Source organism: Pseudacidovorax sp. RU35E (assembly GCF_900156165.1).
Taxonomy (GTDB): Bacteria; Pseudomonadota; Gammaproteobacteria; order Burkholderiales; family Burkholderiaceae_C; genus Xenophilus.
This window is the reverse complement of the sequence record NZ_FTMY01000003.1, coordinates 347,129-371,637: the sequence shown is the minus strand read 5'-3', so window position 1 is coordinate 371,637 and position 24,509 is coordinate 347,129. Positions and strand designations below refer to the sequence as shown.

24 protein-coding genes are annotated in these 24,509 nt (G+C 71.4%); 13 read left to right on the top strand and 11 right to left on the bottom strand.

What is annotated here, in order from left to right; all coding sequences use genetic code 11:
* Window positions 1–68: 68 nt before the first annotated feature.
* Window positions 69–974 carry a tetratricopeptide repeat protein gene (locus BXA03_RS07225; RefSeq protein ID WP_076505528.1) on the bottom strand — a complete coding sequence of 302 codons (906 nt, stop codon included), beginning with the start codon at window positions 972–974 and terminating at the stop codon, window positions 69–71.
* A gap of 87 nt (window positions 975–1,061) precedes the next feature.
* Between BXA03_RS07225 and purE the strand changes: the two genes are divergently transcribed.
* Genes purE through BXA03_RS07210 form a run of 3 tightly spaced genes read left to right on the top strand, consistent with a single transcriptional unit; the run spans window position 1,062 to window position 3,839 of the window.
* Window positions 1,062–1,622: a 5-(carboxyamino)imidazole ribonucleotide mutase gene (gene purE / locus BXA03_RS07220; protein ID WP_076505526.1), complete on the top strand. Its 561-nt coding sequence runs from the start codon at window positions 1,062–1,064 to the stop codon at window positions 1,620–1,622.
* On the top strand, window positions 1,619–2,833 hold the full coding sequence (locus BXA03_RS07215; protein ID WP_255377173.1) for a 5-(carboxyamino)imidazole ribonucleotide synthase: 1,215 nt from the start codon (window positions 1,619–1,621) through the stop codon (window positions 2,831–2,833). Before purE ends, BXA03_RS07215 begins: the two co-directional genes overlap by 4 nt.
* 7 nt (window positions 2,834–2,840) lie before the next feature.
* Window positions 2,841–3,839 (top strand): L-threonylcarbamoyladenylate synthase, encoded by a 999-nt coding sequence (locus BXA03_RS07210; RefSeq protein ID WP_076505524.1) that lies wholly within the window; start codon window positions 2,841–2,843, stop codon window positions 3,837–3,839.
* A 16-nt stretch (window positions 3,840–3,855) separates the two neighbouring features.
* Here the strand turns inward: BXA03_RS07210 and dacB are convergent, their stop codons facing one another.
* Window positions 3,856–5,235: a D-alanyl-D-alanine carboxypeptidase/D-alanyl-D-alanine endopeptidase gene (gene dacB, locus BXA03_RS07205; protein ID WP_076505803.1), complete on the bottom strand. Its 1,380-nt coding sequence runs from the start codon at window positions 5,233–5,235 to the stop codon at window positions 3,856–3,858.
* Between the two features lie 224 nt (window positions 5,236–5,459).
* Window positions 5,460–6,056, bottom strand: coding sequence for an NUDIX hydrolase (locus tag BXA03_RS07200; RefSeq protein ID WP_076505522.1), 597 nt, complete (start codon window positions 6,054–6,056; stop codon window positions 5,460–5,462).
* A gap of 79 nt (window positions 6,057–6,135) precedes the next feature.
* Between BXA03_RS07200 and BXA03_RS07195 the strand changes: the two genes are divergently transcribed.
* The 6 genes from BXA03_RS07195 to pyrF all read left to right on the top strand — a co-directional run bounded on the left by BXA03_RS07195 (window position 6,136) and on the right by pyrF (window position 11,099).
* On the top strand, window positions 6,136–6,891 hold the full coding sequence (locus BXA03_RS07195; protein ID WP_076505800.1) for a DeoR/GlpR family DNA-binding transcription regulator: 756 nt from the start codon (window positions 6,136–6,138) through the stop codon (window positions 6,889–6,891).
* Window positions 6,892–6,947: 56 nt separating this feature from the next.
* Window positions 6,948–7,988 carry a DMT family transporter gene (locus tag BXA03_RS07190; RefSeq protein ID WP_076505520.1) on the top strand — a complete coding sequence of 347 codons (1,041 nt, stop codon included), beginning with the start codon at window positions 6,948–6,950 and terminating at the stop codon, window positions 7,986–7,988.
* Complete coding sequence (tsaB, locus tag BXA03_RS07185) at window positions 7,981–8,679, top strand: tRNA (adenosine(37)-N6)-threonylcarbamoyltransferase complex dimerization subunit type 1 TsaB (RefSeq protein WP_076505518.1); 699 nt, start codon at window positions 7,981–7,983, stop codon at window positions 8,677–8,679. Before BXA03_RS07190 ends, tsaB begins: the two co-directional genes overlap by 8 nt.
* On the top strand, window positions 8,676–9,215 hold the full coding sequence (locus BXA03_RS07180) for a GNAT family N-acetyltransferase (protein ID WP_076505516.1): 540 nt from the start codon (window positions 8,676–8,678) through the stop codon (window positions 9,213–9,215). The genes tsaB and BXA03_RS07180 overlap by 4 nt, the downstream gene beginning before the upstream one ends.
* 70 nt (window positions 9,216–9,285) lie before the next feature.
* The gene (locus BXA03_RS07175; RefSeq protein ID WP_076505514.1) at window positions 9,286–10,239 is read left to right on the top strand and encodes a uracil-DNA glycosylase family protein; all 954 of its coding nucleotides are present in this window, start codon (window positions 9,286–9,288) and stop codon (window positions 10,237–10,239) included.
* A 32-nt stretch (window positions 10,240–10,271) separates the two neighbouring features.
* Entirely contained in the window at window positions 10,272–11,099 is an 828-nt protein-coding gene (pyrF, locus tag BXA03_RS07170) for an orotidine-5'-phosphate decarboxylase (RefSeq protein ID WP_076505511.1), read from the top strand.
* A 180-nt stretch (window positions 11,100–11,279) separates the two neighbouring features.
* Here pyrF and BXA03_RS07165 read toward each other — a convergent pair whose 3' ends face one another.
* Window positions 11,280–12,812, bottom strand: coding sequence for an EAL domain-containing protein (locus BXA03_RS07165; RefSeq protein ID WP_083715929.1), 1,533 nt, complete (start codon window positions 12,810–12,812; stop codon window positions 11,280–11,282).
* A 135-nt stretch (window positions 12,813–12,947) separates the two neighbouring features.
* Complete coding sequence (locus BXA03_RS07160; RefSeq protein WP_076505507.1) at window positions 12,948–13,760, bottom strand: IclR family transcriptional regulator; 813 nt, start codon at window positions 13,758–13,760, stop codon at window positions 12,948–12,950.
* Between the two features lie 171 nt (window positions 13,761–13,931).
* On the opposite strand from BXA03_RS07160, the gene hmgA reads away from it, so the two are divergent.
* The 3 genes from hmgA to fahA are packed head-to-tail and all read left to right on the top strand — an operon-like array spanning window position 13,932 to window position 17,530.
* Complete coding sequence (hmgA, locus tag BXA03_RS07155; protein ID WP_076505505.1) at window positions 13,932–15,260, top strand: homogentisate 1,2-dioxygenase; 1,329 nt, start codon at window positions 13,932–13,934, stop codon at window positions 15,258–15,260.
* Window positions 15,257–16,234, top strand: coding sequence for a Bug family tripartite tricarboxylate transporter substrate binding protein (locus BXA03_RS07150; RefSeq protein WP_076505503.1), 978 nt, complete (start codon window positions 15,257–15,259; stop codon window positions 16,232–16,234). Before hmgA ends, BXA03_RS07150 begins: the two co-directional genes overlap by 4 nt.
* A 24-nt stretch (window positions 16,235–16,258) precedes the next feature.
* Window positions 16,259–17,530: a fumarylacetoacetase gene (fahA, locus tag BXA03_RS07145; protein WP_076505501.1), complete on the top strand. Its 1,272-nt coding sequence runs from the start codon at window positions 16,259–16,261 to the stop codon at window positions 17,528–17,530.
* Window positions 17,531–17,626: 96 nt separating this feature from the next.
* Here the strand turns inward: fahA and BXA03_RS07140 are convergent, their stop codons facing one another.
* The gene (locus BXA03_RS07140; protein WP_076505499.1) at window positions 17,627–18,601 is read right to left on the bottom strand and encodes a Bug family tripartite tricarboxylate transporter substrate binding protein; all 975 of its coding nucleotides are present in this window, start codon (window positions 18,599–18,601) and stop codon (window positions 17,627–17,629) included.
* Between the two features lie 111 nt (window positions 18,602–18,712).
* Between BXA03_RS07140 and BXA03_RS07135 the strand changes: the two genes are divergently transcribed.
* Entirely contained in the window at window positions 18,713–19,486 is a 774-nt protein-coding gene (locus BXA03_RS07135) for an IclR family transcriptional regulator (RefSeq protein ID WP_076505497.1), read from the top strand.
* Window positions 19,487–19,490: 4 nt separating this feature from the next.
* On the opposite strand, the gene BXA03_RS07130 is transcribed toward BXA03_RS07135, so the two are convergent.
* The 5 genes from BXA03_RS07130 to BXA03_RS07110 all read right to left on the bottom strand — a co-directional run bounded on the left by BXA03_RS07130 (window position 19,491) and on the right by BXA03_RS07110 (window position 24,487).
* Window positions 19,491–20,405 carry an SMP-30/gluconolactonase/LRE family protein gene (locus BXA03_RS07130; RefSeq protein ID WP_076505496.1) on the bottom strand — a complete coding sequence of 305 codons (915 nt, stop codon included), beginning with the start codon at window positions 20,403–20,405 and terminating at the stop codon, window positions 19,491–19,493.
* Window positions 20,406–20,419: 14 nt separating this feature from the next.
* Window positions 20,420–21,352 (bottom strand): amidohydrolase family protein, encoded by a 933-nt coding sequence (locus BXA03_RS07125; RefSeq protein ID WP_076505495.1) that lies wholly within the window; start codon window positions 21,350–21,352, stop codon window positions 20,420–20,422.
* Window positions 21,352–22,302 carry a tripartite tricarboxylate transporter substrate binding protein gene (locus BXA03_RS07120; protein WP_083715944.1) on the bottom strand — a complete coding sequence of 317 codons (951 nt, stop codon included), beginning with the start codon at window positions 22,300–22,302 and terminating at the stop codon, window positions 21,352–21,354. Before BXA03_RS07120 ends, BXA03_RS07125 begins: the two co-directional genes overlap by 1 nt.
* Before the next feature lie 171 nt (window positions 22,303–22,473).
* Entirely contained in the window at window positions 22,474–23,466 is a 993-nt protein-coding gene (locus BXA03_RS07115; RefSeq protein ID WP_076505493.1) for a Bug family tripartite tricarboxylate transporter substrate binding protein, read from the bottom strand.
* 4 nt (window positions 23,467–23,470) lie between these two features.
* The gene (locus BXA03_RS07110; protein WP_076505492.1) at window positions 23,471–24,487 is read right to left on the bottom strand and encodes an MBL fold metallo-hydrolase; all 1,017 of its coding nucleotides are present in this window, start codon (window positions 24,485–24,487) and stop codon (window positions 23,471–23,473) included.
* Between the last annotated feature and the right edge of the window lie 22 nt (window positions 24,488–24,509).

Below are 24,509 nucleotides of genomic sequence, written 5' to 3'. Positions count from 1 at the left end.
TGCGCGGGGGCAAAGAAAAAAGCGCCTCGACATCGAGGCGCTTTTTCATGGGCGGGCGGAACGCGTAATCAGCTCAGGACCACGCTCGACAGCCGGCGGCGGTAGGTCGCCACCACCGGATCGTCCGGCGGGATCTGGCCTTCGGCCACCTTGGGCTTGGGCGGCTCGATCACGTCGAGGATGGCGATGTAGGTCTTGCGGGCCAGTTCCTCGTTCCAGCCCTTGTCGCGCATGAGGATCTCGAGCAGCTCGTCCATGGCCTCGGTCCATTGCTGCTGCGCCACCAGCGCCTGGGCGCGGGCGAAGCGGGCGTCGAAGTCGCGGCGGTTGGCGGCAATGCGCGCATCCAGCGCGGCGATGTCGGCGCCTTCGGCGGCGTCCAGCGCATCCATCCAGCGCTGCAGCGAGTCGAAGCGGCGCACCAGCGCGCGACGGTCGATCACCGGCGCGAAGGCCACCTTGGCATCGTCCGTGCGGCCCAGCTGCAGCAGCAGCTTGATGTAGTCGAAGCGGGCGTCGTCGTTGGACGGGTCGGTGGCCACGGCATGCTGCAGCTTCTCGAGCGCGCTGTCGGTGTCGCCTTCGGCCAGGGCTTCCTGCGCGGCCTCTTCCTCCTGCTGCGCGGCCAGCTCGTCGGCGCCGGGCACGTGCTTGTCGAGGAACTCGCGGATCTTGTCTGCCGGCAGCGCGCCGACGAAGCCGTCTACCGGTTGGCCGCCCGAGAACATCACGCAGAAGGGAATGCTGCGCACGCCAAACATCTGCGACAGCTGGGTGGAGATCTGCGGCACCTTGTCGGCGTCGAGCTTGGCCAGGATGAAGCGGCCGCCGTATTCGACCTCCAGCTTCTCCAGCACCGGGCCCAGCTGCTTGCAGGGGCCGCACCATTCGGCCCAGATGTCCAGCAGCACCGGCGTGGCAAGCGAGGCTTCGACCAGTTCGGTCTGGAAGTTGTCGAGGGTGATGTCGATCATGGGTGAGGCTGCGTCGTTGGGGGATGGCCGGGCGCCCGGCCGATTCAGATTCCCGTTCCAGGTGGGACCGAAACGTAAAATTGAAAGATGAGTGAAACCATCCAGGTCGGCGTGGTCATGGGCTCGAACTCCGACTGGGAGACGATGCGCCATGCGGCCGAGATTCTCCAGCAATTCGGCATTGCCCACGAAACACGCGTCGTCTCGGCGCACCGCATGCCGGACGCGCTGTTCGCCTATGCCGAAAGCGCCGCTTCGCGCGGGCTGACCGCCATCATCGCGGGGGCCGGCGGCGCCGCTCACCTGCCCGGCATGCTGGCCGCCAAGACCACGGTGCCGGTGCTGGGCGTGCCGGTGGCCAGCCGCCACCTGCAGGGCGTCGATTCGCTCTACAGCATCGTGCAGATGCCCAAGGGCATCCCGGTCGGCACCTTCGCCATCGGCACCGCGGGCGCGGCCAATGCGGCCCTGTTCGCCGTCGCCATGCTGGCGGTGAACGACCCGGCCCTGCGCCAGAAGCTGGACGACTTCCGCACCGCCCAGACCCGCGTGGCCGAGGCCATGACGCTGCCGCCGCCGGCCGAAGGCGCGCCGGCCGCCGCTGCAGCGGCGCCCGTGTTCTCGCCCCAGGGCGGAGGCGCGCTGTGAGCCCCAAGATCCTGGCCCCGAGCCGCAAGGCCCTGCCGCTGCTGCCCGGCAGCACGCTGGGCGTGATGGGCGGCGGCCAGTTGGGCCGCATGTTCGTGCACGCGGCGCAGGCCACCGGCTACTTCACCGTGGTGCTCGACCCCGATCCGGACAGCCCCGCCGGCCGCATCAGCCATCACCACCTGCATGCGGACTACCTGGACAGCGACGCGCTTGGCCGCCTGTCGCGCCTGGCCGATGCCGTCACCACCGAATTCGAGAACGTGCCGGCCCAGGCCCTGGCCACGCTGGCCGGCGACGTGCCGGTGGCGCCCGCGGCCGATGCCGTGGCCATCGCGCAGGACCGCATCCGCGAGAAGGCGCATTTCGTGCGCTGCAGTGCCGCCAGCGGCATCGGCTGCGCCCCCTACGCGGTGATCGAGAACGCCGACCACTTGGCCGCCGTCTCGGCCGACCTGCTGCCCGGCATCCTCAAGACCGCGCGCATGGGCTATGACGGCAAGGGCCAGCAGGGCGTGCAGACCCTGGCCGAACTTTCCGCCGCCTGGGAAGCCACCGGCCGCGTGCCCTGCGTGCTCGAAAAGCGCCTGCCCCTGGCGCTGGAATGCTCGGTCATCGTGGCCCGCGGCCACGACGGGCAGGCGGTGCACTTTCCGCCCCAGCGCAACCTGCACCGCGGCGGCATCCTGGCCGTGACCGAGGTGCATGACCAGGCCCTGCCGCCCGCGGTCGCCGCCCGTGCCGTCGAGGCCGCACGCGCCATCGCCGACGGCATCGGCTATGTGGGCGTGCTGTGCGTGGAGTTCTTCATGCTGGAAGACGGCAGCCTGGTCGCCAACGAGATGGCGCCGCGCCCGCACAACAGCGGCCACTACACCATGGACGCCTGCGACGTGTCGCAGTTCGACCTGCAGGTGCGCACCCTGGCCGGCCTGCCGCTGGTGGCACCGCGCCAGCACAGCCCAGCCCTCATGCTCAACCTGCTGGGCGACCTGTGGTTCGCCGAGGGCAGCGACCAGCAGCGCGACCCGGCCTGGGCCCAGGTGCTGGCCCTGCCGGGCACGCACCTGCACCTCTACGGCAAGACCGAGGCGCGACGCGGCCGCAAGATGGGGCACCTGAACATCACCGGCGCCGACATCACCGCGGTGCGCGCCACGGCTGCACAGGCCGCCACGCTGCTCGGCCTGGCCGACGGCACGGCATGCTGAGCCCGCCATGATCCTCGACGGCCAGGACAGCCACGCCATCGAACGCGCCGCGCTCGCGCTGCGGGCGGGCGAGCTGGTGGCCTTTCCCACCGAGACGGTCTACGGCCTGGGCGCCGACGCCGCCAACGACGACGCCACGCGCGGCATCTTCCGCGCCAAGGGCCGGCCCTCGGACCATCCGCTGATCGTGCACCTGCCCGACGGGCTGCGGCAGGCCGAGTCGCTGTCGCGCTTCGCGCAGCCGCTGCCGGCCTTCGGGCGCGCGCTGGCCGATGCCTTCTGGCCCGGTCCGCTGACGCTGATCGCCACCCGCCAGCCCGGCGTGGGCGCGGCCGCCGCGGGCGGGCAGGACACCATCGGCCTGCGCTGCCCCGACCACCCGGTGGCGCAGGCGCTGCTGCATGCCTGCGCCCGCCACGGCGTGCCTGGCCTGGCCGGCCCCAGCGCCAACCGCTTCGGCCGCGTGAGCCCGACCACCGCCGCCCACGTGGCCGGCGAGTTCGGCGACGAGCTGCTGATCGTGGACGGCGGCCCCTGCACCGTCGGCATCGAATCGACCATCGTCGACTGCAGCCGCGGCGCGCCGGTTTTGCTGCGCCCGGGCGTCATCACCCGCGCGCAGATCGAGCGCGTGGCCGGCGAGCGCCTGCGCAGCCAGGCCGAGCTGGCCCAGCCCGACCCGCGCGCCTCCGGCACGCTGGAGTCCCACTACGCCCCGACGGCCAAGGTGCGGCTGATGGACGGCCGCATGCTGCAGTCCGCGCTGGACGTGCTGGGCGCGCAGGCCGCGCACATCGCCGTGTGGTCGCGCACGCCGCTTAAAAGCCGCTCGCAGCGCCTGATCCTGCGCCGCATGCCCGACGACGCCACCGAGGCGGCGCGCCAACTGTTCGCGCTGCTGAGGCAGTTCGACGACGAGGGCGCCAAGCTGATCTGGATCGAGACGCCGCCGGATGGCCCGGAATGGGAAGGGGTGCGGGATCGGTTGATGCGGGCTGCGGCTTGAGCCTACGTCGGTCGCCTCAAGGCGTGCCGCGCGCCACCCACTCCACCAACGCATCGAACGCCGGCCGCGCGGCACCCGCCACCGGATCGTTGGCAATGCCGACGACCACCCATCGGCGGCCCCCGGCGCCATCCACATAGCCGGCAATCGCCGCCACGTCGCGCAGGCTGCCGGTCTTGAGGTGCGCCGACGTGGTCGCCGGACGGTTGCGCAGCGTGCCGTCCACGCCCATCACGGGCAGGGAGGCGATCAGCTCGGGCATGACCGGCGAGCGCCAGGCCACCTGCAGCATGCGCGCCAGGCCGGCGGCGGTGAGCCGGTCCTCGCGTGACAGGCCCGCGCCATTGACCATCACCGGCGCCGGTTCGCTGCCGCCGACGCGCGAGGTCCACCATTGCCGCACGGCCGCCCGCGCGGCGTCGAAGCTGCCGCGCTGGCGCTGCGTGAGGCCCAGCGTCAGGAAGAGCTGCTGGGTCATCACGTTGTTGCTGTACTTGTTGATGTCGCGCACCACCTGCGCCAGCGGCGGCGAGGCGGCCTCGAACAGCAGGCGCGCGGTCGTCGGCACGGCGCCCAGGCGCAGCTGGCCGTCGATCTGGCCGCCCATCTGCTGCCACAGGCCGCCGATGGCGCGCAGGCCGAAGCGCTGCGGGTCGGGCCAGGCCACGGGCCAGCTGCGCGCCCCGCAGGCGGCCGGCAGAGTGCCGGCGAAGCGCGGCTGGGTGGGGTCGGCAAAGTCGGCCTGCAGCGCGGTGCGCCAGTCGCCGCATTCGCCAGTGCCCAAGGGGACGCGCGCCGGAAAGCTCACGCCGGCCAGCGGCGGTTCGGCGCTGACGACGGCGAAGCGGCCACCGGCCTCGGGCGTGAAGTCCAGCGTGACCGAGCGGAAGTTGACGAGGAAGGCGTCGGGCGAGGCGTTGTAGGGGCGCAGCGGCTCACCGTCGAAGGCGGCCGGGTCACTTTCGACGCCGGCATCGAAGGCGCTGCGGTCGACCACCACGTCGCCGGCGATGCGGCGGATGCCCAGGGCCTGCACGCGGCGCAGCAGCAGCCACAGCCGCTCGACCACCATCGTCGGGTCGCCCTGCCCGCGCAGGTACAGGTTGCCCTGCAGCGTGCCGTCGACCACCGCGCCGTCGGCGTAGACCGGCGTGCTCCAGGTGTAGGCGGGGCCCAGCAGGTCGAGCGCGGCATAGGTGGTGACCAGCTTCATCACCGAGGCCGGGTTGACCGGCTCCTGTGCCCGCCACGCCAGGCGCGGCGGCTGCCGGCCCTCGGCGTCGGCCACGAAGAAGGTGACGGACTCGCGCGGGACCTTGGCGCGCGCCAGCGCGGCCTCGACGGCGGGTGGGAGCGCAGTCGAGGCCGCGACGGGGCTGCCCGCAGCGGTCGGCATCGGCTGGGCCAGCGCAGCGGGCGTGCCCGCCCATACGAAAGCGGCCAACGCGGCCGCATGCACCAGTGGGCGAACAAGCAAGGAGCGGGAAGACGGGCAGCGCATGGACATGCGCCCGGATTATCCGGAGGGGCTGGCGCCGATGACGCGCAGGGCGAACGGCTGGCCGGTGCGTCATGGACCGTGCGCGGGGCCGGCCCTTGCTCCGGCTTGCGCGCCGCCGTTCAACCGCCCTTTGCGCCGAACAGGTGCACCTGCGCGTGGTACAGCAACAGGAGGGTCTTCGCATCGGCGATGCGTCCGTCCGCCGCCATGGCCAGCGCCTCGTCGAAGGGCAGCTCCAGCACCTCGATGTCCTCGCCCTCTTCGGCCAAGCCGCCGCCGTCGCCGATGCGCATGGCGGCGTCGTAGGGCGCGACGAAAAAGTGCAGCTTCTCGGTGACCGAGCCGGGGCTCATGAAGGCCTCGAACACCTTGCGCACCTCGCCCAGGCGGTAGCCCAGTTCCTCCTCGGCCTCGGCCCGGATGCGGGCCTCGGGCGCCGCGTCGTCCAGCAGTCCAGCGGCCGCTTCGATGAGCAGGCCGTCATGGCCGTTGACAAAGGCCGGGTAGCGGAATTGCCGCACCAGCAGCACCGTGCGGCGCGCGAGGTCGTAGGCCAGCAGGACGGCGCCGTTGCCGCGGTCGTAGGTCTCGCGCTGCTGGGTCTGCCACCGGCCGTCGCGGCGCAGCCAGTCGAAACGCGTGGTCTTGAGCGTGTACCAGTTGTCGGAAAGCAGGGTGACGTCACGCACCCGGACGCGTTCGCTTGTGGAAGTCATGCGACGGATGCTAGGTGCCTGCACGTGCAATATCAAGAAAATTCGTGCATCTTCATGCATGCGCCTTTACCATCCGTCCATGCTTACCCGCCAGCGGCACCAGTTCATCCTCGACACCCTCCGCCGCGACGGCCAGCTGGTGGCCAAGGCCTTCGGCGAATCGCTCGGCCTGTCGGAAGACACCATCCGGCGCGACCTGCGCGAACTGGCAGCCCAGGGCAAGCTGCAGCGGGTGCACGGCGGCGCGCTGCCGGTGGCGGCGGCCGAGGCCGACTTCGCCGGCCGCGAGCGCCTGGCCCCGCAGGAGAAGGTGGCCATCGGCCGCGCCGCCGCAGCCATGGTGCAGCCAGGACAGGTCGTGTTCGTCGATGGCGGCACCACGGCCGTGCAACTGGCGCGGCACCTGCCGGCCACGCTGCAGGCAACGGTGGTGACGCACAGCCCGTCGGTGGCGGTGGCGCTGGTAGCGCATCCGGGCGTGGAGGTGGTGCTGATCGGCGGCCGGCTCTTCAAGCATTCGGTGGTGGCGGTGGGCGCGGCCGCCACCGAGGCCATCGCCCGTATCCATGCCGATACCTGCTTCCTGGGCGTGACCGGGGTGCAGGCCCGCGCCGGGCTGACCACCGCCGACATGGAAGAGGCCGCGATCAAGCGCGCGCTGATGGCCGCTTCTGCCGAGACGGTGGTCATGGCGTCCTCCGAAAAGCTGGGCGCCGCATCGCCCTACGTGATCGCGCCCCTGGCCGCTGCGGGCACCGTGCTGGTGGCGCCCGATGCGCCCGAGGCCGCGGTGGCCGCGCTGCAGGCCGCCGGCGCCACGGTGACGGTCGCCTGACGCCCGGCCAAGCCCCAGCGGCTGCGGCCGCAATGAGGCCCCTCGATAATCACCCGATGCCTGCTGCCGACCGACCGCTCCTGCGCCTGTCTCCCCGGGCGGTGGGTGTCGGTTCGGCCGTCATCACCGTGCTGGTGTGGACGGGCTTTATCGTCATCTCCCGCGCCACGGCCGGCCGCTCGCTGGCGCCGTTGGACATCGGCCTGGCCCGCATCCTCGGCGCCAGCGTAGTGCTCGCGCCCTGGGGCGCATGGCTGGTGGCGCAGGCCCGGCGGGCGGGCGACAAGAACGCCGGGTCGCTCTTCGGGCTGTCCCCGCTCTCGCTGCGGCTGAGCGCATTGGCCGGCTTCTTCGGCGCGGTGCTCTATGCGGCCCTTGCGTACTCCGGTTTCCTTTTTGCGCCGGCAGGCCATGCCGCGGTGCTGATGCCCGGCAGCTTGCCACTGTGGACGGCATTGCTGGCGGCAGTGGTGCTGCGCGACCGCATCACACCGCTGCGGGCCGCGGGGCTGGGCCTGATCGTCGCGGGCGACCTGATGGTGGGCGGGCGCAGCCTGCTGCAGGCCTTCGGTGCCGCCGAGGCGGGCGGCGCCAGCAACCACCTGTGGAAGGGCGACCTGCTCTTCATGTCCGCCGCCTTCTGCTGGGCGTGCTACGGCGTCATCGTGCGTCGCCATGCGCTGGACGCGGTGCGCGCCACCATCGCCATCACCATGTTCGCGCTGCTCACCTATGTGCCGCTCTACTTCATTCTGGCCTGGACGGGCGTCATTCCCAGCCGGCTGCCCACGGCGCCCTGGGGCGACATCGCCTTCCAGATGGCCTTCCAGGGCATCGGCTCGGTGGTGATCTCGGGCATCACCTTCACGAAGATGATCGGTTACTTCGGCCCGGTGCGCACCACCATGATCACGGCGCTGGTGCCGGGCCTGTCGGCGCTGTCGGCGGTGTTCTTCCTCGACGAGCCGCTGCATCCGGGCCTGCTCGCCGGGCTCGCGCTGGTGACCGTCGGCATCCTGCTGGGCGTGCAGCGCAAGACGCCGGCTGCATCGGCCGCGGTGCCGGCCTGCGCCACGACCAAGGGTTGCAATGCCTGAACTCCTCGCCTTCGATTGCAGCACCGACACGCTGTCGGTGGCCGTGCAGCACGGTGACCGCGTGGTCGCCCGCACGCAGGCCGGCGGCGCCCAGGCTTCGGCCGCGCTGATCCCGCTGATCCACGAGCTGCTGGCCGAGGCCGGCCTGACGCTCCACGGGCTGCAGGCCCTCGTCTTCGGCCGCGGCCCCGGCGCCTTCACCGGGCTGCGCACCGCCTGCGCGGTGGCGCAGGGCCTGGGCTACGGGGCGGACATTCCCGTGCTGCCCATCGACACGCTGCACGCCGTGGCCGAGGAGGCCCGTCATGCCACCGGCGCGGCCCAGGTGCTGGCGGTGCTCGATGCGCGCATGGACGAGGTCTATGCCGCTGCCTGCGACACCGCCGCCGGCCACTGCGAGGCACCGCGCCTCATGGCGCCGGAGCAGGTACAGGTGCCGCCCGGCTTCCTGCTGGCCGGCAATGCCTTCGCGGCCTATGGCGAGCGCCTGCCCGCCGACGCACCGCGCCACGCCTGCCTGCCCACCGCCACCGCCCTGCTGCGCCTGGCCCCGGCGATGCTCGCCGCCGGCCGCGCCGTGCCCGCCGCGGAGGCCCAGCCGCTGTACGTGCGCGACAAGGTCGCCCAGACCACGGCCGAGCGCGAGGCGATCAGGAAAGCCGCCGCCACCATCGGAGCGACGCCCGCATGAGCGCCCTGCCCCAATTGCCCGAGGCGCGCCTGGAGCCCATGCGCGTCACCCACCTCGACGCGCTGCTGCCCATCGAGCAGCAGGCCTACACCCATCCGTGGACGCGCGGCAATTTCATCGACTCGATGCATGCCGGCTACCACTGCATGTGCCTGGTGGGCCCCACGCCGCCCGAGGCGCCCGGCTTCGGCGCCGACGGCGCCCCGACGCGCCCGCAAGCCGACACGCTGATCGGCTACTTCGTCGCCATGAAGGGCGTGGACGAGGTGCATCTGCTCAACATCACCGTGGCGCCGGCCTTCCAACGGCAGGGCTGGGCGGCGCTGATGCTCACGGCGCTGGGCGTGTGGTCGCGCGCGCAGGGCGCGGGCTGGCTGTGGCTGGAGGTGCGGGTGAGCAATACGCGCGCCCAGCAGGTCTACGAACGCCATGGCTTTCGCCGCGTGGGCCAGCGCAAGGGCTACTACCCCGCGGGGCCCGGCCGGCGCGAGGACGCGATCGTCATGAGCCTGCGGCTGGAGGGCACGGCCCCGTGACGCCGTCCTCCGCCCCCATTCAACAGGGCGCGCCGCACGCACGCGCGTTCGCACGCCCAGGAAGTCCGAGATGAGCCTGATGCTCGATGCGCGCCAGCGCGCCATGCTGGAGGAGATGGGCGTCAAGGTCTGGTGGCCGGCGCAGACGGCGGAGGTGGCGGCACCGGTCGCTGCGGCCGAGACAGCCCAGGCCGCAGAGCCCGCGGCGCTCATCGGCGAGCCCGCGGTCGCCCGCACGGCCCGCCCGCCGATGGATCGCCCGGGCGCCGACACGTCCCACGCGGCGCCTTCGGACGACGGCCCGCCCGCGTGGATCGACGACGTGCCGCCGGAGGACATGCCGTCTTACGCCGCGGCGCCGTCGACCCCGCGCCAGGAAGCGCCGGCCTCCACCACGCCCGGTCGCCGTGCAGTGGCCGAGGCACCCTCCCCCGCCACGGCGTCCCCGGCCCCACGCACCGGCGCGCCCTCCGCACGGACAGGAACCGCCCCCGCTGCGCGCATCGAGCCGGCCCAACGCCTGTACCTGCCAGCCGGCGCCGGCGGCGACGCGCCCGCACCCGGCGGCTGGCTGGTGCTGGTCGACATGCCGCCCGGCCCCGACGGCCGCCATGGCGCCGCCTTCGCCGGCGACGCCGGCCGCCTGCTCGACCAGATGCTGCGCGCCCTGCGCCTGCACGCCGGCCCCGCGCCGGTGCACCTGCAGCGCGTGCACCGGCCGGCGCCCGGCGTGCCCGAGGGCGAGGACGACGAAGCCTTCGAGGCCGGCTTCGGCCATGCCTGCCGCGAGCTCGCGCCGCGCATGGTGCTGGCGCTGGGCCCGCTGGCGGCGCAGCAGCTGCTCGGCGCCCAGCCGCTGGGCCGGCTGCGCGCCCAGGTCGGCCGCTGCGCCGATGGCCGCACCGCCGTGGTCGCCAGCTATGCGCCCGCCTACCTGCTGCGCACGCCGGCCGACAAGGCGCGCGCCTGGGCCGACCTGTGCCTGGCCGCCGCCGAGTTCGATCGGATCGCCTCCGCCCCCTGAGCGTGGGAGGGCGCCTCCTAGAATCCCGCCCCATGTCTTTCCTCGATCAGCTGCAGGCCGCGCAGCGCCAGAACCGCTCCATGCTGTGCGTGGGGCTGGACCCGGAACCCTCCCGCTTCCCCGAGGGCATGAAGGGCGACCCGCGCCGCATCTACGACTTCTGCGCCGCCATCGTCGAGGCCACGGCCGATCTGGTGATCGCCTTCAAGCCGCAGATCGCCTACTTCGCCGCCCACCGCGCCGAGGACCAGCTGGAGCGGCTGATGGCCCATATGCGGGCCGTAGCGCCGCAGGTGCCGGTCATCCTCGACGCCAAGCGCGGCGACATCGGCTCCACCGCCGAGCAGTACGCGGCCGAGGCCTTCGAGCGCTACGGCGCCGACGCGGTGACGCTGTCGCCCTTCATGGGCTTCGACTCCGTCTCGCCCTACCTGCGCTACCCGGACAAGGGCGCCTTTTTGCTGTGCCGCACCAGCAATCCGGGCGGCGACGACCTGCAGAGCCAGCGCCTGGCCGACGTGCCGGGCCAGCCGCTGCTGTACGAGCATGTGGCCTCGCTGGCGCAGGGCCCGTGGAACCTCAATGGCCAGCTCGGCCTGGTGGTGGGCGCGACCTATCCGCAGGAGATCCGCCGCGTGCGCGAGCTGGCGCCGACGGTGCCGCTGCTGATCCCCGGCGTCGGCGCCCAGGGCGGCGATGCGGTGGCCACCGTGCGCGCCGGCTGGCGCGAGGACGCGCCGATCATCGTGAATTCCTCCCGCGCCATCTGCTACGCCAGCAGCGGCCCCGACTTCGCCGCCGCCGCCCGCCGCGAGGCCGAGCGCACGCGGGACGTGCTGGAAGCAGCCAAGCAGAGCTGAGCGCCTTCAGGGGAGGCGCCCCTTCTCCCAGCACCAGGGGCTGCTCCGCGGCCACCGATGGCCGCGGAGCAGGCCATGCCAGTGCACCCGTGGAACTGGCTCTGCCAGGCCACCGGGTGCGCCCCCCTCCAAGCCGAAGGCGCAAGAGAGAGGGGAGCCGCGCAAGCGGCATGGGGGGTGTCAGCTGAAGAGGTGCGCAGCCTCGACCGGCTTGCTGAACAGCCAGCCCTGCGCCAGCGCATCGGGCGCCAGGGTGTGGAAGTAGGTGGCCTGCTGCTCTTCCTCGATGCCTTCGACCACCATGGTCAGGCCCAGCACCTCGGCCATCACCACGATCTGCGGCGCGATGGTGTCCTGGTCGCTCTGGTCGTGCAGCGCCTGCATGAAGGTGCGGTTGATCTTGATGGCGTCCACCCGCAGGCGAGACAGGTACGACAGGCTCGAATAGTCGGTGCCGAAGTCGTCGATGTAGACCTTGTGCCCCGCCTCGCGCACGCGGGCGATGGCGCGGCTCAGTTCGCGGCTGTTGGCGGTGGTGCGCTCGGTCAGTTCCAGCCCGATGCTGCAGGCCTGAAGCCGCGCCGCCTGCAGCCGCGCCGACAGGAAGGGCAGGAAGCTGCTGTCCATGAGGTCGTCGGCCGAGACATTGACCGTGACCTGGAAGTCCGGCCGCCGCCGCAGGCCGTCGCCCAGGTCCTCCAGCACGCGGCTGATCACGAAGCGCGTGACCTGGCCGATCATGCCGTTGCGCTCGGCCTCGCTGATGAAGGCATCGGGGCTCACCGGCTTGCCGGTGACGTCGGTCCAGCGCAGCAGGGCCTCGGCGCCGACGCGGCGGCGGTCGGACAGGCGCACGATGGGCTGGTAGACCAGCCGCAGCTCGCCGCTGCGCATGGCCAGCAGCAGTTGGCGGCTGAGCGAACGCGAGCGGCCCAGGAGTGCGCTGACGGCAAACCCCCCGGTCATGCCCAGCAGCACGCCGAAGGCGCCCATCTCCAGCATCACCGAAGAACTCCACAAGCTCTGCAGCGGACGCAGCGCCGCCACGATGCAGCCGGTGTAGGCCTGAAGGCAGCGCACCTCGTAGCGGCGGCCGTTGAAATTGAGCGCGCCCTCGGTGCCCGCGACACGCTCCAGGCCCTGCAGGGCCGACGTGTTGGTGTAGAGCACCCGGCTCATCTCGCCTTCCTTGGCGATCAGGGCGAAATCCAGGCGCGGATCGGCCAGTTCGATGAAGGTGCGGGCATGGATCGAGACCATCGCATCGCCCTCGCGCAGCACCATCGAGCGGCTGCCCGGCGCGCCCAGTTCGGGCACGTTGAAGGAGACGCGCCGGCCGCCTTCGCCCGTCAGGTCCGCGCGGGGCGGCGGGGCCGGGGGATCGACGCGGCCGGTGATCGAGCTGCAGACGATCTGGCCGTTGTCCAGCCGGGCCGCCGCCTTGATGAAGCGGCCGTTGAGCACCAGGGCCCGCAGGTGGGCGATCTCCTGGGGGCCGCAATCGGTCGGCGTGGCCTGGATGACGGCCAGCGCCTCGACCGCCTCGGCCGTGATCCGGCGGGCCAGGTTGACATAGCTGTCGGCCAGTTCGCCCGCCTGCTCGGCCCGGTCTCGCTGCACCGACCAGGCGCCGAAAGCCAGGCACAGCAACACGGACAGCAGCGCCCCGGCGGACATGCAGAGAACATGGCGCGTGAGGGGCTTTCTGAACATGGGCGCGGGGAAGAAAGGCGGCCGAAGGGCCGCCAGCTACAGAAAGCGCGAGTATCGCCGCGGCCGGCTGCTCCCTGTACGGCGAAGCCCTGCCGGATGGGGGTGCCGTTGCGGCAGTGCTGCAGACAATTGCGCTCAGTCGGCGCGCCGGGCCCCCAGGCGCGCCGAAACGTCGGCCGCCGCCTGGCGCAGCGTCTGCGCCAGGGCACTTTCCCAGCGCGTGTCGAAGACCGCGGAGGCGCCGATCGCGGTGAGGGCGATGACGATGCGGCTGCCCGCATCGAAGACCGGGGCGGCCATGGCGCTGATGCCGGGCAGCACCTCGCCCTCGGACCGCGACAGCCCGCGCGCACGGACCTCGCGCAACTGCGCCTCGAAGGTCGTCCAGTCCGGCAGCGGCGGCGGTGCAGGCATGCCGGCCTCGCCCGGCTGCACCCGGGCCCGCTCGGCTTCCAGCGCTGCGCGCACCACCTCTTCGTCGAGATAGGCGCCGAAGAGACGGCCCGAGGCCGTGCCGGTGAGCGAGAACACGGTGCCGTGGCGCATGGCCACATGCACGGCCGCGGGCGACTCGGCCGTGCGCACGATGGTGGCGCCCCGCTCCCCCCACACCGCCAGCGCCATCGTGTGGCCGGTGCGACGCGCAAGCGCCTCGATCACCGGCGTGGCCAGTTGCACGGGGTTGGTCTGCGCCATGGCGATCAGCCCCAGCTGAAGCGCCAGCGGGCCCAGCTGGTAATGGCCGGTGGCACCGTCCTGCTCGATCAGGCCCAGGCGGCCGAAGCTCACGACATAGGGATGGGCCTTGGCGGGCGTCATGCCGGCCTCGTGCGCCAGCGCCTTGAGCGGCATGGGTCGGCCGGTGTGCACCAGGGCCTGCAGCAGGGTGCCCCCGACCTCGATGCTCTGGATGCCGCGCTGCGCGCCGCGCTCGCCCTCTTCCGCCATGGCCCGCCTAGATTCGTTGATCTGTAAATCATTAGACATTACCAGACGCAAGACCTAAACTCACTTCAAGTTCGGCATAGTCGAACGGATTTCATTAAAACGAATTGGAGCCAACCTGCGACCGATCTCCCTTGGGATGACCCGGCCGTCGATCACCTTGCGAGGATTCCCATGACCGCCTCCGACACTTCTTCCTCCCTTCGCTACCAGAGCGGCTTCGGCAACGAGTACGCCACCGAGGCCGTGCCCGGCGCCCTGCCCCAGGGACGCAACAGTCCGCAGCGCGCCCCGCTGCACCTGTACCCGGAACTGATCTCCGGCACCGCCTTCACCGCCCCCCGGCACGAGAACCGCCGCAGCTGGCTGTACCGCCGGCAGCCCAGCGTGGTGGCCGGCCGCTATGCCGCCTGGTCGCAGCCGCTGTGGACCACCGGAGGCGACCGCGAACGCGCCCTGGCGCCGGAGCCGCTGCGCTGGCACCCGATTCCCTTCGAGGCCGGCGCGGAGGCCGACTTCGTCGAAGGCATGCGCACCCTGGCCGCCAACGGCGATGCCGATGCGCAGACCGGCGTGGCCGCCCACGTGTACCTGGCCACCAAGTCGATGGACCGCCGCGCCTTCGTCAATGCCGACGGCGAGCTGCTGGTGGTGCCGCAGCAGGGGCGTCTTCGCATCACCACCGAGCTGGGCGTGCTCGACGTGAAGCCGGGCGAGATCGCCGTGCTGCCGCGCGGCCTGGCCTTCAAGGTGGCGCTGCCCGACACCGAGGCCGGCGCCGGCCCCTCGCGCGGCTACGTGTGCGAGAACTACGGCGCGCAGTTCCGCCTGCCGGAGCTGGGGCCCATCGGCTCCAACGGTCTGGCCAATCCGCGCGACTTTCAGGCGCCCGTGGCCGCGTACGAAGACGCCGCCGGCCCTTATGAGCTGATCAAGAAATTCGGCGGCCGCTTCTGGCGCGCCCCGGCCAGCAACACGCCCTTCAACGTGGTGGCCTGGCACGGCAACCTGGCGCCGGTGAAGTACGACACGGTCAACTTCATGACCATCGGCTCGATCAGCTTCGACCATCCCGATCCGTCCATCTTCACGGTGCTCACCTCGCCCAGCGACACCCCGGGTACCGCCAATTGCGACTTCGTGATCTTCCCGCCGCGCTGGCTGGTGATGGAAGACACCTTCCGTCCGCCCTGGTACCACCGCAACCTGATGAGCGAGTTCATGGGCCTGGTGTATGGCGAATACGACGCCAAGCCGGGCGGCTTCAAGCCCGGCGGCGCCAGCCTGCACAACGCCATGGTGCCGCATGGCCCTGACGAAGAGGCTTTCGAGAAGGCCTCCAGCGCCAACCTGCAGCCGCAGAAGCTGGACAACACGCTGGCCTTCATGTTCGAGAGCCGCTACCGTTTCATCCCCACCGCCTTCGCGATGGAGACCGCGCCCCTGGACCACGACTACGCGGACTGCTGGGCGGGACTGAAGGACCAATTCCAAAAAACATGAGACCTCCCCTCTTCACCCGCCGCCGCGCACTGGCAGCCACGGCCGCCCTGGCCCTGCCGCTGCTGGCTCAGGCCGCCGACTTCCCCGCCAAGCCGATCCGCTTCATCGTGCCCTACACGGCCGGCGGCACCACCGACCTGGTGGCGCGCACCGTCGGCCAGCGCGTGGCCGAGAAGCTGGGCCAGCCGGTGGTCATCGACAACCGCGGCGGCGCAGGCGGCAACATCGGCATGGACGTGGTGGCCAAGGCCCCGGCCGACGGCTACACCATCGGCTTCGGCGCCATCTCCACCAATGCGCTGAATCCGCACATCTACAAGTCGGTGCCCTTCGATCCGCGCAAGGACTTCACCGCCATCGGCCTGCTGGGCACCTCGACCATCGTGCTCGAAGTGCCGTCCAGCTCGCCCATCAAGTCGGTGCCCGAGCTGATCGCTGCGGCCAAGAAAACGCCCGGCCTGCCCTATGCCACGGCCGGCGCCGGCACCTCGATGAACCTCGCCGGCGTGCTGTTCGCGCAGATGACGGGCACGCAGCTCACGCACGTGGCCTACAAGGGCAGCGGTCCGGCCATCACCGACCTGCTGGGCGGCACGGTGGGCGTGATGTTCGACAACCTGCCGGCCTCGCTGCCGCACATCCAGGCCGGCAAGCTGCGCGCGCTGGCGGTGGCCGGGCCGACGCGCTCGCCCTCGCTGCCCGACGTGCCGACCATCGCCGAGACGGGCCTGAAGGGCTATGCGCTGGAGCCCTGGTTCGGCGTCTACGGCCCGGCGAACCTGCCGCCGGCCATCGTCAAGACGCTCAACCAGGCCTTCGCCGAAGCCCTGGCCGAACCCGCGGTGCGCGACAAGCTGCTGCAGGCCGGCTTCACGCCGCGCGCCAGCACGGCCGAGGAACTGGCCGCGCTCAGCCAGTCCGAATACCAGCGCCTCGGCGAGGTGGCCCGCAAGGCCGGCATGACCGCCGACTGACTCTCCGCACAACCTTCTTTCGCCATGACCGTTCTCGACAAGACCCACAACCCCCACCTGCGCAGCTGGGTGGAATCCGCCAACGTGGCGGGCTGCGACTTTCCGATCCAGAACCTGCCCTTCGGCCGCTTCCGCCGTGCTGGCAGCAGCGACGCAGGCCTGCGCATCGGCGTCGCCATCGGCGACCAGGTGCTGGACCTGCGCGCCGTCGGCCTGGTGGACCACGACGACATGAACGCGCTGATGGCTGCCGCGCCCGCCGAGCGCGTGGCGCTGCGCCAGCGCCTGTCCGACGGCCTGGCCCAGGGCAGCACGCAGCAGGCCGCCTGGGCCGCCGCGCTGGTGCCGCAGTCGGCCTGCGAACTCGCGGTGCCCTGCAAGGTGGGCGACTACACAGACTTCTATACGAGCGTGCACCACGCCACCAACATCGGCCGCCAGTTCCGCCCGGACAACCCGCTGCTGCCCAACTACAAGTGGGTGCCCATCGGCTACCACGGCCGCGCCAGCTCGATCATCCCGAGCGGCACCGCCTTCAAGCGCCCGCGCGGCCAGACCAAGGCGCCCGACGCCGCCGAACCCAGCTACGGCCCCTGCAAGCGGCTGGACTACGAGCTGGAGCTCGCCTGGTTCATCGGCCAGGGCAATGCGCTGGGCGAACCGGTGGCCATCGACCAGGCCGAGGACCATCTCTTCGGCGTGGCCCTCTTCAACGACTGGTCCGCACGCGACATCCAGGCCTGGGAATACCAGCCGCTGGGCCCCTTCCTGTCGAAGAACTTCGGCTCCACCGTGTCGCCGTGGATCGTGACCATGGAGGCGCTGGCGCCCTTCCGCGCGCCCTTCACCCGGCCCGAAGGTGATCCGCAGCCGCTGCCCTATCTGGACGGCGCCGCCAACCGCGCGCACGGCCACATCGACATGCAGCTGGAGGTGCTGATCCAGACCGCGAAGATGCGCGCCGACGGCCAGGCGCCCACGCGCCTGTCCCTCGGCAAGCTCAAGGAAGCCGCCTACTGGACGCCCGCGCAGCTGGTGGCCCACCACACGGTCAACGGCTGCAACCTGCAGTCCGGCGACCTGATGGGCTCCGGCACGCTGTCGGGCCCGTCGCTCGATACCGCCGGCTCCCTGGCCGAAATGAGCGTGGGCGGCAAGCAGCCCATCACCTTGCCCAACGGCGAGCAGCGCACCTTCCTGCAGGACGGCGACACGCTGATCCTGCGCGGCTGGTGCGAGCGCGAAGGCGCGGTGCGCATCGGCCTGGGCGAGGCCAGCGGCACCGTGCTGGCTTGAGGACCTGAACCACTGGGCGGCCCGCCGCCCCCATGAAAAAGACCCTGCCCGGCCAACGCGCCGGCAGGGTCTTTTCTTTGTGCAGCGCGTGGTCGCTCAGTCCACCTTCGCGCCCGAGTCCTTCACCAGCTTGCCCCAGCGCGGAATGTCGTCGCGGATCAGCTTGGCGAAGTCGGCGGCGCTGCTGCCCTGCACGGCGGCGCCCTGGCCGGCCAGCTTCTGCTTGAGCGTGGGGTCCTGCAGCGCCTTGTTGATGTCGGCATTGAGCTTGGCCACGATGTCCTTGGACAGCCCGGCCGGGCCCAGGATGCCGAACCAGGTGATCGACTCGAAGCCCTTGTAGCCCGACTCGGCCACCGTGGGCACCTGCGGCAGCTCCGGCGCGCGCTGCAGCGAAGTGATCGCCAGCGGATGCATCTTGCCGGACTTGATGTGCGCCTGCAGCGTGGGCACCGAGGACACGTACAGCTGCACCTGGCCGCTGATCACGTCGGTGATGCCCTGGGCCGCGCCCTTGTACGGGATGTGCGTGAGCTTGATGTTTGCGGCTTTCTGGAAGGACTCCATCGCCAGGTGCGACACCGTGCCGTTGCCGGACGAGGCGAAGTTGATGCTCTCGGGCTTGGCACGCGCCGCCTTCACCAGGTCGTCCAGCGTCTTGTAGGGCGTCGCGGTGCCCGCCACGATGACCAGCGGCGAGGTCGCCACCAGGCTGATCGGCGTGAGGTCCTTGACCGGGTCGTAGGGCAACTTGGCGTAGAGCGTGGGGTTGATCGCCAGGTTGCTCGTCTGGCCCAGCACCAGCGTGTAGCCGTCGGGCGCGGCCTTGGCGGCGGCGTCCACGCCCAGGTTGCCGCCGGAGCCCGGCTTGTTGTCCACCACGAAGTTGTAGCCGTAGCTGGTGAGCTTGTTGGTCAGCTCGCGGGCAATGATGTCGGTGCCCCCACCGGCCGGGAAGGGCACGACGAGGCGGATCGGACGGGCGGGCCAGGTCTCGGCCTGGGCGAGCGAGGCAGCGGCGAAAAGGGAAGTGGCGGCGAGCGCCAGCACGGCGCGGCGGGAAGTCTTCATGGTCTGTCTGTCTCCGACTGTGATGAACGCGCGGTCGGCGTCCCGGATCGCACTCTAGGTGGGGGTTTCAATCCATACAATGTCGTTTCGTTCAGCGAATCGAGGTCCGACATGCGCAACGACGTCCCTGAGGAAAGCCCCAATGGCTCCGCGACCGAGCGCGGCGAAGGCGGCGTGATCGCCGTCACGCGCGCGCTGTCGCTCATGGAGGCCTTCGAGGTGGGCGAGTCGGCCCTGAGCCTGGCCGAGCTGAGCCGCCGCTGCGGCATGCACAAGACCACCGTGCTGCGCCTGGCGCGCACGCTGGCGCAGTCCCACTACATGGTGCAGACCGACAGCGGCCAGTGGCGGCTGGGGCCGGCGGCCGGCTGGCTTGGCGCGCGTTATCAAGCGGGCTTCGATGTCAACAACGTGGTCGAGCCGGCGCTGCACGATCTGGTCAAGCTCACGGGCGAGAGCGCGTCCTTCTATGTGCGCGAGGGCGACATCCGCTCCTGCGTGGCGCGGGTGGAGGGGCCGCAATCGGTGCGCCACAACGTGCGCATCGGCGAGCGCCTGCCGCTGGACCGCGGCGCGCCGGGCCGGGTGATCCTGGCCTTCAGTGGCGCCAAGGGCGAGCCCTACGAGGCGATCCGCACCTGCGGCTACCAGATCTCGATGGGCGAGCGCGAGGCCGAGGTGTCCAGCGTGGCGGCGCCGGTCTTCCGCAGCGGCTGGCACCTGCTGGGCTCGATGTGCATCTCGGGCCCCAGCTCGCGGCTCACGCGCGATCGGCTGGAAAAGTACGCCAGGAACGTGGTGGCGGCGGCCAACCATCTGTCGTATGCGCTGGCCGGCGGGCGCTCGCCAGCCACGCCGCCAGTGGTCTCACGCTGGCATCCATGAAAGCTCAGCGCCGCGCGAGCGGCAGGCCCGGCACGTCCATCTCGGCGGTCATCACGCGGCCGTGGGTGGAGTCGGTGACGTAGAGCGTGCGACGCTTGGGGCCACCGAAGGCCAGGTTGGTGATCGAGGCGCCGGCCGGTCCGCGCAGCACCTCGACCGGCTCGGCCCGCGTGTTGAGTACCCACACGTAGCCCAGGCCGGGGTTGGCCACCAGCACGCGGCTCTGCGCGTCGACGGCCAGGCCGTCGGGGCCGCTCGGCCCATAGGAGGTGAAGAACTGGCTCACCTTCGAGACGCTGCCATCTGGCAGCAGCGGCACGCGCCAGACGCAGTTGCCGCGGGTCACAGCCAGGTACAGCACCTTCTCGTCGGGGGACAGCGCCACGCCGTTGGGGCTGGGGATGTTGTCCAGCAGCAGGTCCAGTCGGCCCTCGGGCGAGAGGCGGTAGAGCCGGCCCGTCGGGTCGTGCAGCCCGGTCTGGCCTTGGTCGGTGAAGTAGAGATTGCCGGCGCGGTCGAAGACGAGGTCATTGACGCCCTTGAAGCGCTCGCTGTTGCGCCGCGCCAGGAAGGGCGTGACGCGGCCGCTGGCCACGTCCAGCTGCATCAGGCCGTTCTTGTAGTCGGTGATGAGCAACGTGCCGGCATCGAGGAACTTCATGCCATTGGGCTCGCCGTCGTACTCGGTGACCAGCGACCAGCGGCCCTGAATGTCGATGCGGAACACGCGGCCCCAGGGGATGTCGGTGACATAGAGCTCGCCGTGGTCGCCCAGCACCGGGCCTTCGAGGAAGGAATCGGTGGGCGTGCCGCCGCGGTTGGCGTCGGCCCAGTCGCTGCGGCGCGGGCGACGGAACTCGTCGGGCATGACGCTGAACACGGTCAGTTCGCGCACCTGGGGCGGTTGGAGAAGGAACATGGGTCTGCGCTCGTTCAGAAAGAAGGCACGGGGCCAAAGCCGTAGAGCCGCGCCGGGTTGTCGACCAGGATGCGCGCCAGCAGCGCGGCATCGCCCGCGCACCAGCGGCCCAGCAGGTCGACCAGGGCCGCATCGTCCACGCTGCCGGGCACTTCGGTGGTGTGGGGCCAGTCGCTGCCCCAAACCAGCCGGTTCGGCGCACGGCGCACCAGGGCCTGGCCCATCGCCAGCGTGTCGACATAGCCAGGGCCGCCCACCACCGAGCGCATGTAGGCGCCCGAGAGCTTGACCCAGGTGTTGCCCGCGTCCAGCAGGCTGCACAGCAGATCGAAGGCTTCGCCGCTCGGGCCCTGCACGGGATCGAGCCGCGCCATGTGGTCCACCACCAGCGGCACCGGCAGGCCGCGCAACAGCGCCGCCATGGCCAGCAGTTGCTCCGGATGCACGAAGACCTGGATATGCCAGCCCAGCGGCGCGACCTTGTCCGCCAGCGTGGCGAGCATCTGCGGCGTGGTCGTTCCCCAGGACTGCGGCGTCACGAAGTTGACGCGCAGGCCGCGCACGCCCAGGCCGTGCAGGCGCTGCAGTTCGGCGGCATCCACATCGGCATCGACCACGGCCACGCCGCGCGCAGCCTCGCCCAGTTGCGCCAGCGCGTCGAGCGTGCAGGCGTTGTCGGTGCCGTAGGTGGAAGGCGTGACGACCACCGCCCGCTGCGTGCCGATGCGCGCCTGCAGCTGCCGGTAGGCCGCCACGGGCGCATCGGGCGGCTGGCGCGTCCAGTGCTTCGACGGCGCGAAGCGCGGGTCGAAGATGTGCATGTGGCTGTCGCAGGCCCCCGCGGGCAAAGCGAAGCCCGGCCGTGCGAGCCCGGCCGAATGGGGCACGGGCTGCACGCGCGGCGCTGCGCCTGCGGCTTCGCCGGTGTCAGTGGCGGCGGCGGCCATCAGTCCAATTTGATGTCGCCCTTGCGCACCACCTCGCCCCACTTGGCGTCTTCCTTCTTCAGGAAGTCGGCGAAGGCGGCCGGCGTGGAGCCGATGGGCTGCGCGCCCAGGTCCTTCATGCGCTGCTGCACCTCTTCGTCCTTCAGCACCTCGGCCAGCGCCTGCTGCAGCTTGTCCGCGATGGCCTTGGGCGTCTTGGCGGGCAGCAGCATGCCGTTCCATTCGGAGGCCTCGTAGCCGGGCACCACGGTCTCGGCGACGGTGGGCACGTCGGGCAGGCGGGGCGAGCGCTGCGGCGAGGTGGCCGCCAGCGCGCGCAGCTTGCCGGACGACACCAGCGGATAGCTGGCCGCCACGGTGGCGAACATGAAGTCCACCTGGCCCGCCATCGTGTCGGTGATGGCCGGGCCGCCGCTCTTGTAGGGCACGTGCACCATGTCCAGCCCCAGCTTCTGGCGGAACAGCTCGGCCGCCAGGCGCTGCACGGTGCCCGCGCCGCCGGAGGCGAAGTTGATCTTGTGGGGCTGGGCCTTGGCCGCGGCCACCAGGTCGGCCACCGTCTTGTAGGGCGAGTCGGCCTTGGTGACGAGCATGTTGGGCATGGTCAGCACCAGCGACAGCGGCTGCAGCGCATCGGCCGCATAGGGCATGCGCGGGAACAGGTGCGGGTTGATGGCGTAGGGCGTGGCGTCGTAGAGCACCGTGTAGCCGTCGGGGGCAGCCTTGGCCGCATAGGCCGCGCCGATGGTGCCGCTGGCGCCGGCGCGGTTGTCCACGATCACGCTGGTGCCCAGCTTCGGGCCCAGCTTGGCCGCGATCACACGGGCCATGGCGTCGGCCGCGCCGCCGGGCGCGTAGGGCACGACGATGGTGATCGGGCGCTCGGGGTAGGCCGCGTGCGCGGCGAAGGCGGCCGTCGCCAGGCTGGCGACGAGCAGGCGGCGGGTCAGCGAGAACAGGGATGAAGAGGCCACACGCATATCTCCGGAGTCTTGGGATGGAAGAAAAAAGGGGTCAGCACGGACGGCTGCCTTCGTCGAATCAGAGGCGGCCTGCGCGGGCACCGGATCGGTGCCCGTGGCGCCTGCGCCTCGGTCGCGCCGACGCCAGGGCCCGCAGGCTCACTCGGGCTTGAGGTCGAGCTCGCGCGCGAGCTGGCCGTAGGCCTTGACCTCGCGCTCCAGCTGCGCGCCGAAGTCGGCGCCGCACACGTGCTGGCTTTCCATGCCCAGGCCGCGCAGCTTTTCCTGCGTGGCGCTCTGGCGCACGAAGTCCTGCGCCGTCTTCTGCAGCACGGCCAGCACGGCGGGCGGGGTGCCGGCCGGCGCCAGCAGGCCGTACCAGGCGTCGGCCCGGTAGCCCTTGACGCCCGCCTCGTCGAAGGTGGGCACCTGCGGCAGCAGCGGCGAGCGCTGCGGTGCGGCCACGGCCAGCGCGGTGAGCTTGCCGGCCTGCACCTGCGGCAGCACCGAGCCCAGCGTGGCGAAGGAGCTGTCCACCTGCCCGCCCACGAGGTCGGTCACCGCCTGCGCCGCGCCCTTGTAGGGGATGTGGTTCATGCGCGTGCCGGTCAGGCGCGTGAACTGCTCGCTGGCGAAATGGCCCGAGCTGCCGGCGCCCGGCGTGGCATAGGTGCGCTGGCCCGGCGCGGCCTTCACCTGCTGCAGAAAGGACGCCAGGTCCGGCGCTTTCATGGCCGGGCCCACCACCAGCACCGTGGGGCTCACGGCCAGGCTGCACACCGGCGCGAAGGAGCGCACGGCATCGAACTTGACCCGGTTGCTGTAGAGCGCCGGGATCATGGTGTGGTTGGTAGCGCCCAGCAGCAGCGTGTAGCCATCGGCCGGCGCGGCGGCCACGGCCTCGGCCGCGACGATGGTGTTGGCGCCGGGCTTGTTGTCCACCAGGAAGGGCTGGCCCAGCGTGCGGGCGGCGTAGTCGGCAAAGGCGCGCGCCACCACGTCGGTGGGCCCGCCGGCCGAGAAGCCGACCACCAGGCGCACGGGCTTGGCGGGATAGGCGGGCGCCTGGGCGTGGGCAGCGGGCACGATGGCGGCGAGGCCCAGCAGCGTGGGGGCGAGAAGGCGCGTGGCCTTGAACGAGGTCGTGGTCATGGCGTCAGGGCAGCAGGGCAAAGCGGTCGCGCTGGGCGAGCGAGCATTCGTTCATCACGGTCAGCGTGCGCTCGACCGTGGGCTCGCCCACCACGAACGGGTTGGGACCGGTGCCGCCGGCCTGGCGCAGCCTGGCCAGCTTGCCCTGCGAGCCGTCCACGCGCGAATGGTTGGACAGCATCACGTCGATGCCTTCGGCCCGCGCCACCTGGGCCATGCGTTGCGTGGACCGGCCGTAGGCCTCCATGCGCGGGATGTCGGCGCCGAAGTTGAAGCCCGTGCCGCCCCACAGCAGCACGCGGTGCTTTTGGCCCTGCCAGCTGACGTCGAACACCGGCGACAGCGTGCCCCAGGTGTGGCCGGGCGTCATGTACAGCGTGAGGCTGGTGCCGCCGAGGGTGAGCTTGTCGCCGTCCTTGACCGTGATGTCGCGCTTGGGCGGCGCACCCCACAGGGGCGTGGCGAACTCCAGGCGCGTCTCCATCATGGTCCAGTCCGTGTCGCTCATGACCACGCGGGCCCCGTACTTCCTGGCCAGGTAGGGCGCGCCGCCGTAGTGGTCGCCATGGCCGTGCGTGACGACGATGTAGCGGATGCGCCCCGGGTCCAGCCCCAGCTTGCGCATGCCGCCCTCGATCAGTGCCGCGGCCTCGGCCTGGTTGTTGAGGGCATCGATCAGGATGATGCCCTCGGGCGTGTCGACGGCCCAGGCGCTGGCCCAGTCGCCGCCCACGAAATACAGGTTGTCGAAGGCACGGCCGGGCGGCGGCGCCGGACGGTCGATGAGGGCGCGCAGGCCGCGGTCGGAATCCTCGCCCTGTACCGGGCGCGACGCGGGCACGGGCTTGCACAGCGTCAGCACCTCGCCGAGGTCGCTGCCGGCCGCCTGCGTGGCGGCGGCGACGTGGGCGGCGATGCTGGCCTCGGAAGGCCGCTGCGCCGCTGGCGGCGGGCTGGCACAGCCCCACAGGGCGGTGACGAGCGCGGCGGCGAAGAGGCCGCGCGGAAGGCGTTGGGTCATGGTCCTTGTCTCCTTGTCGATG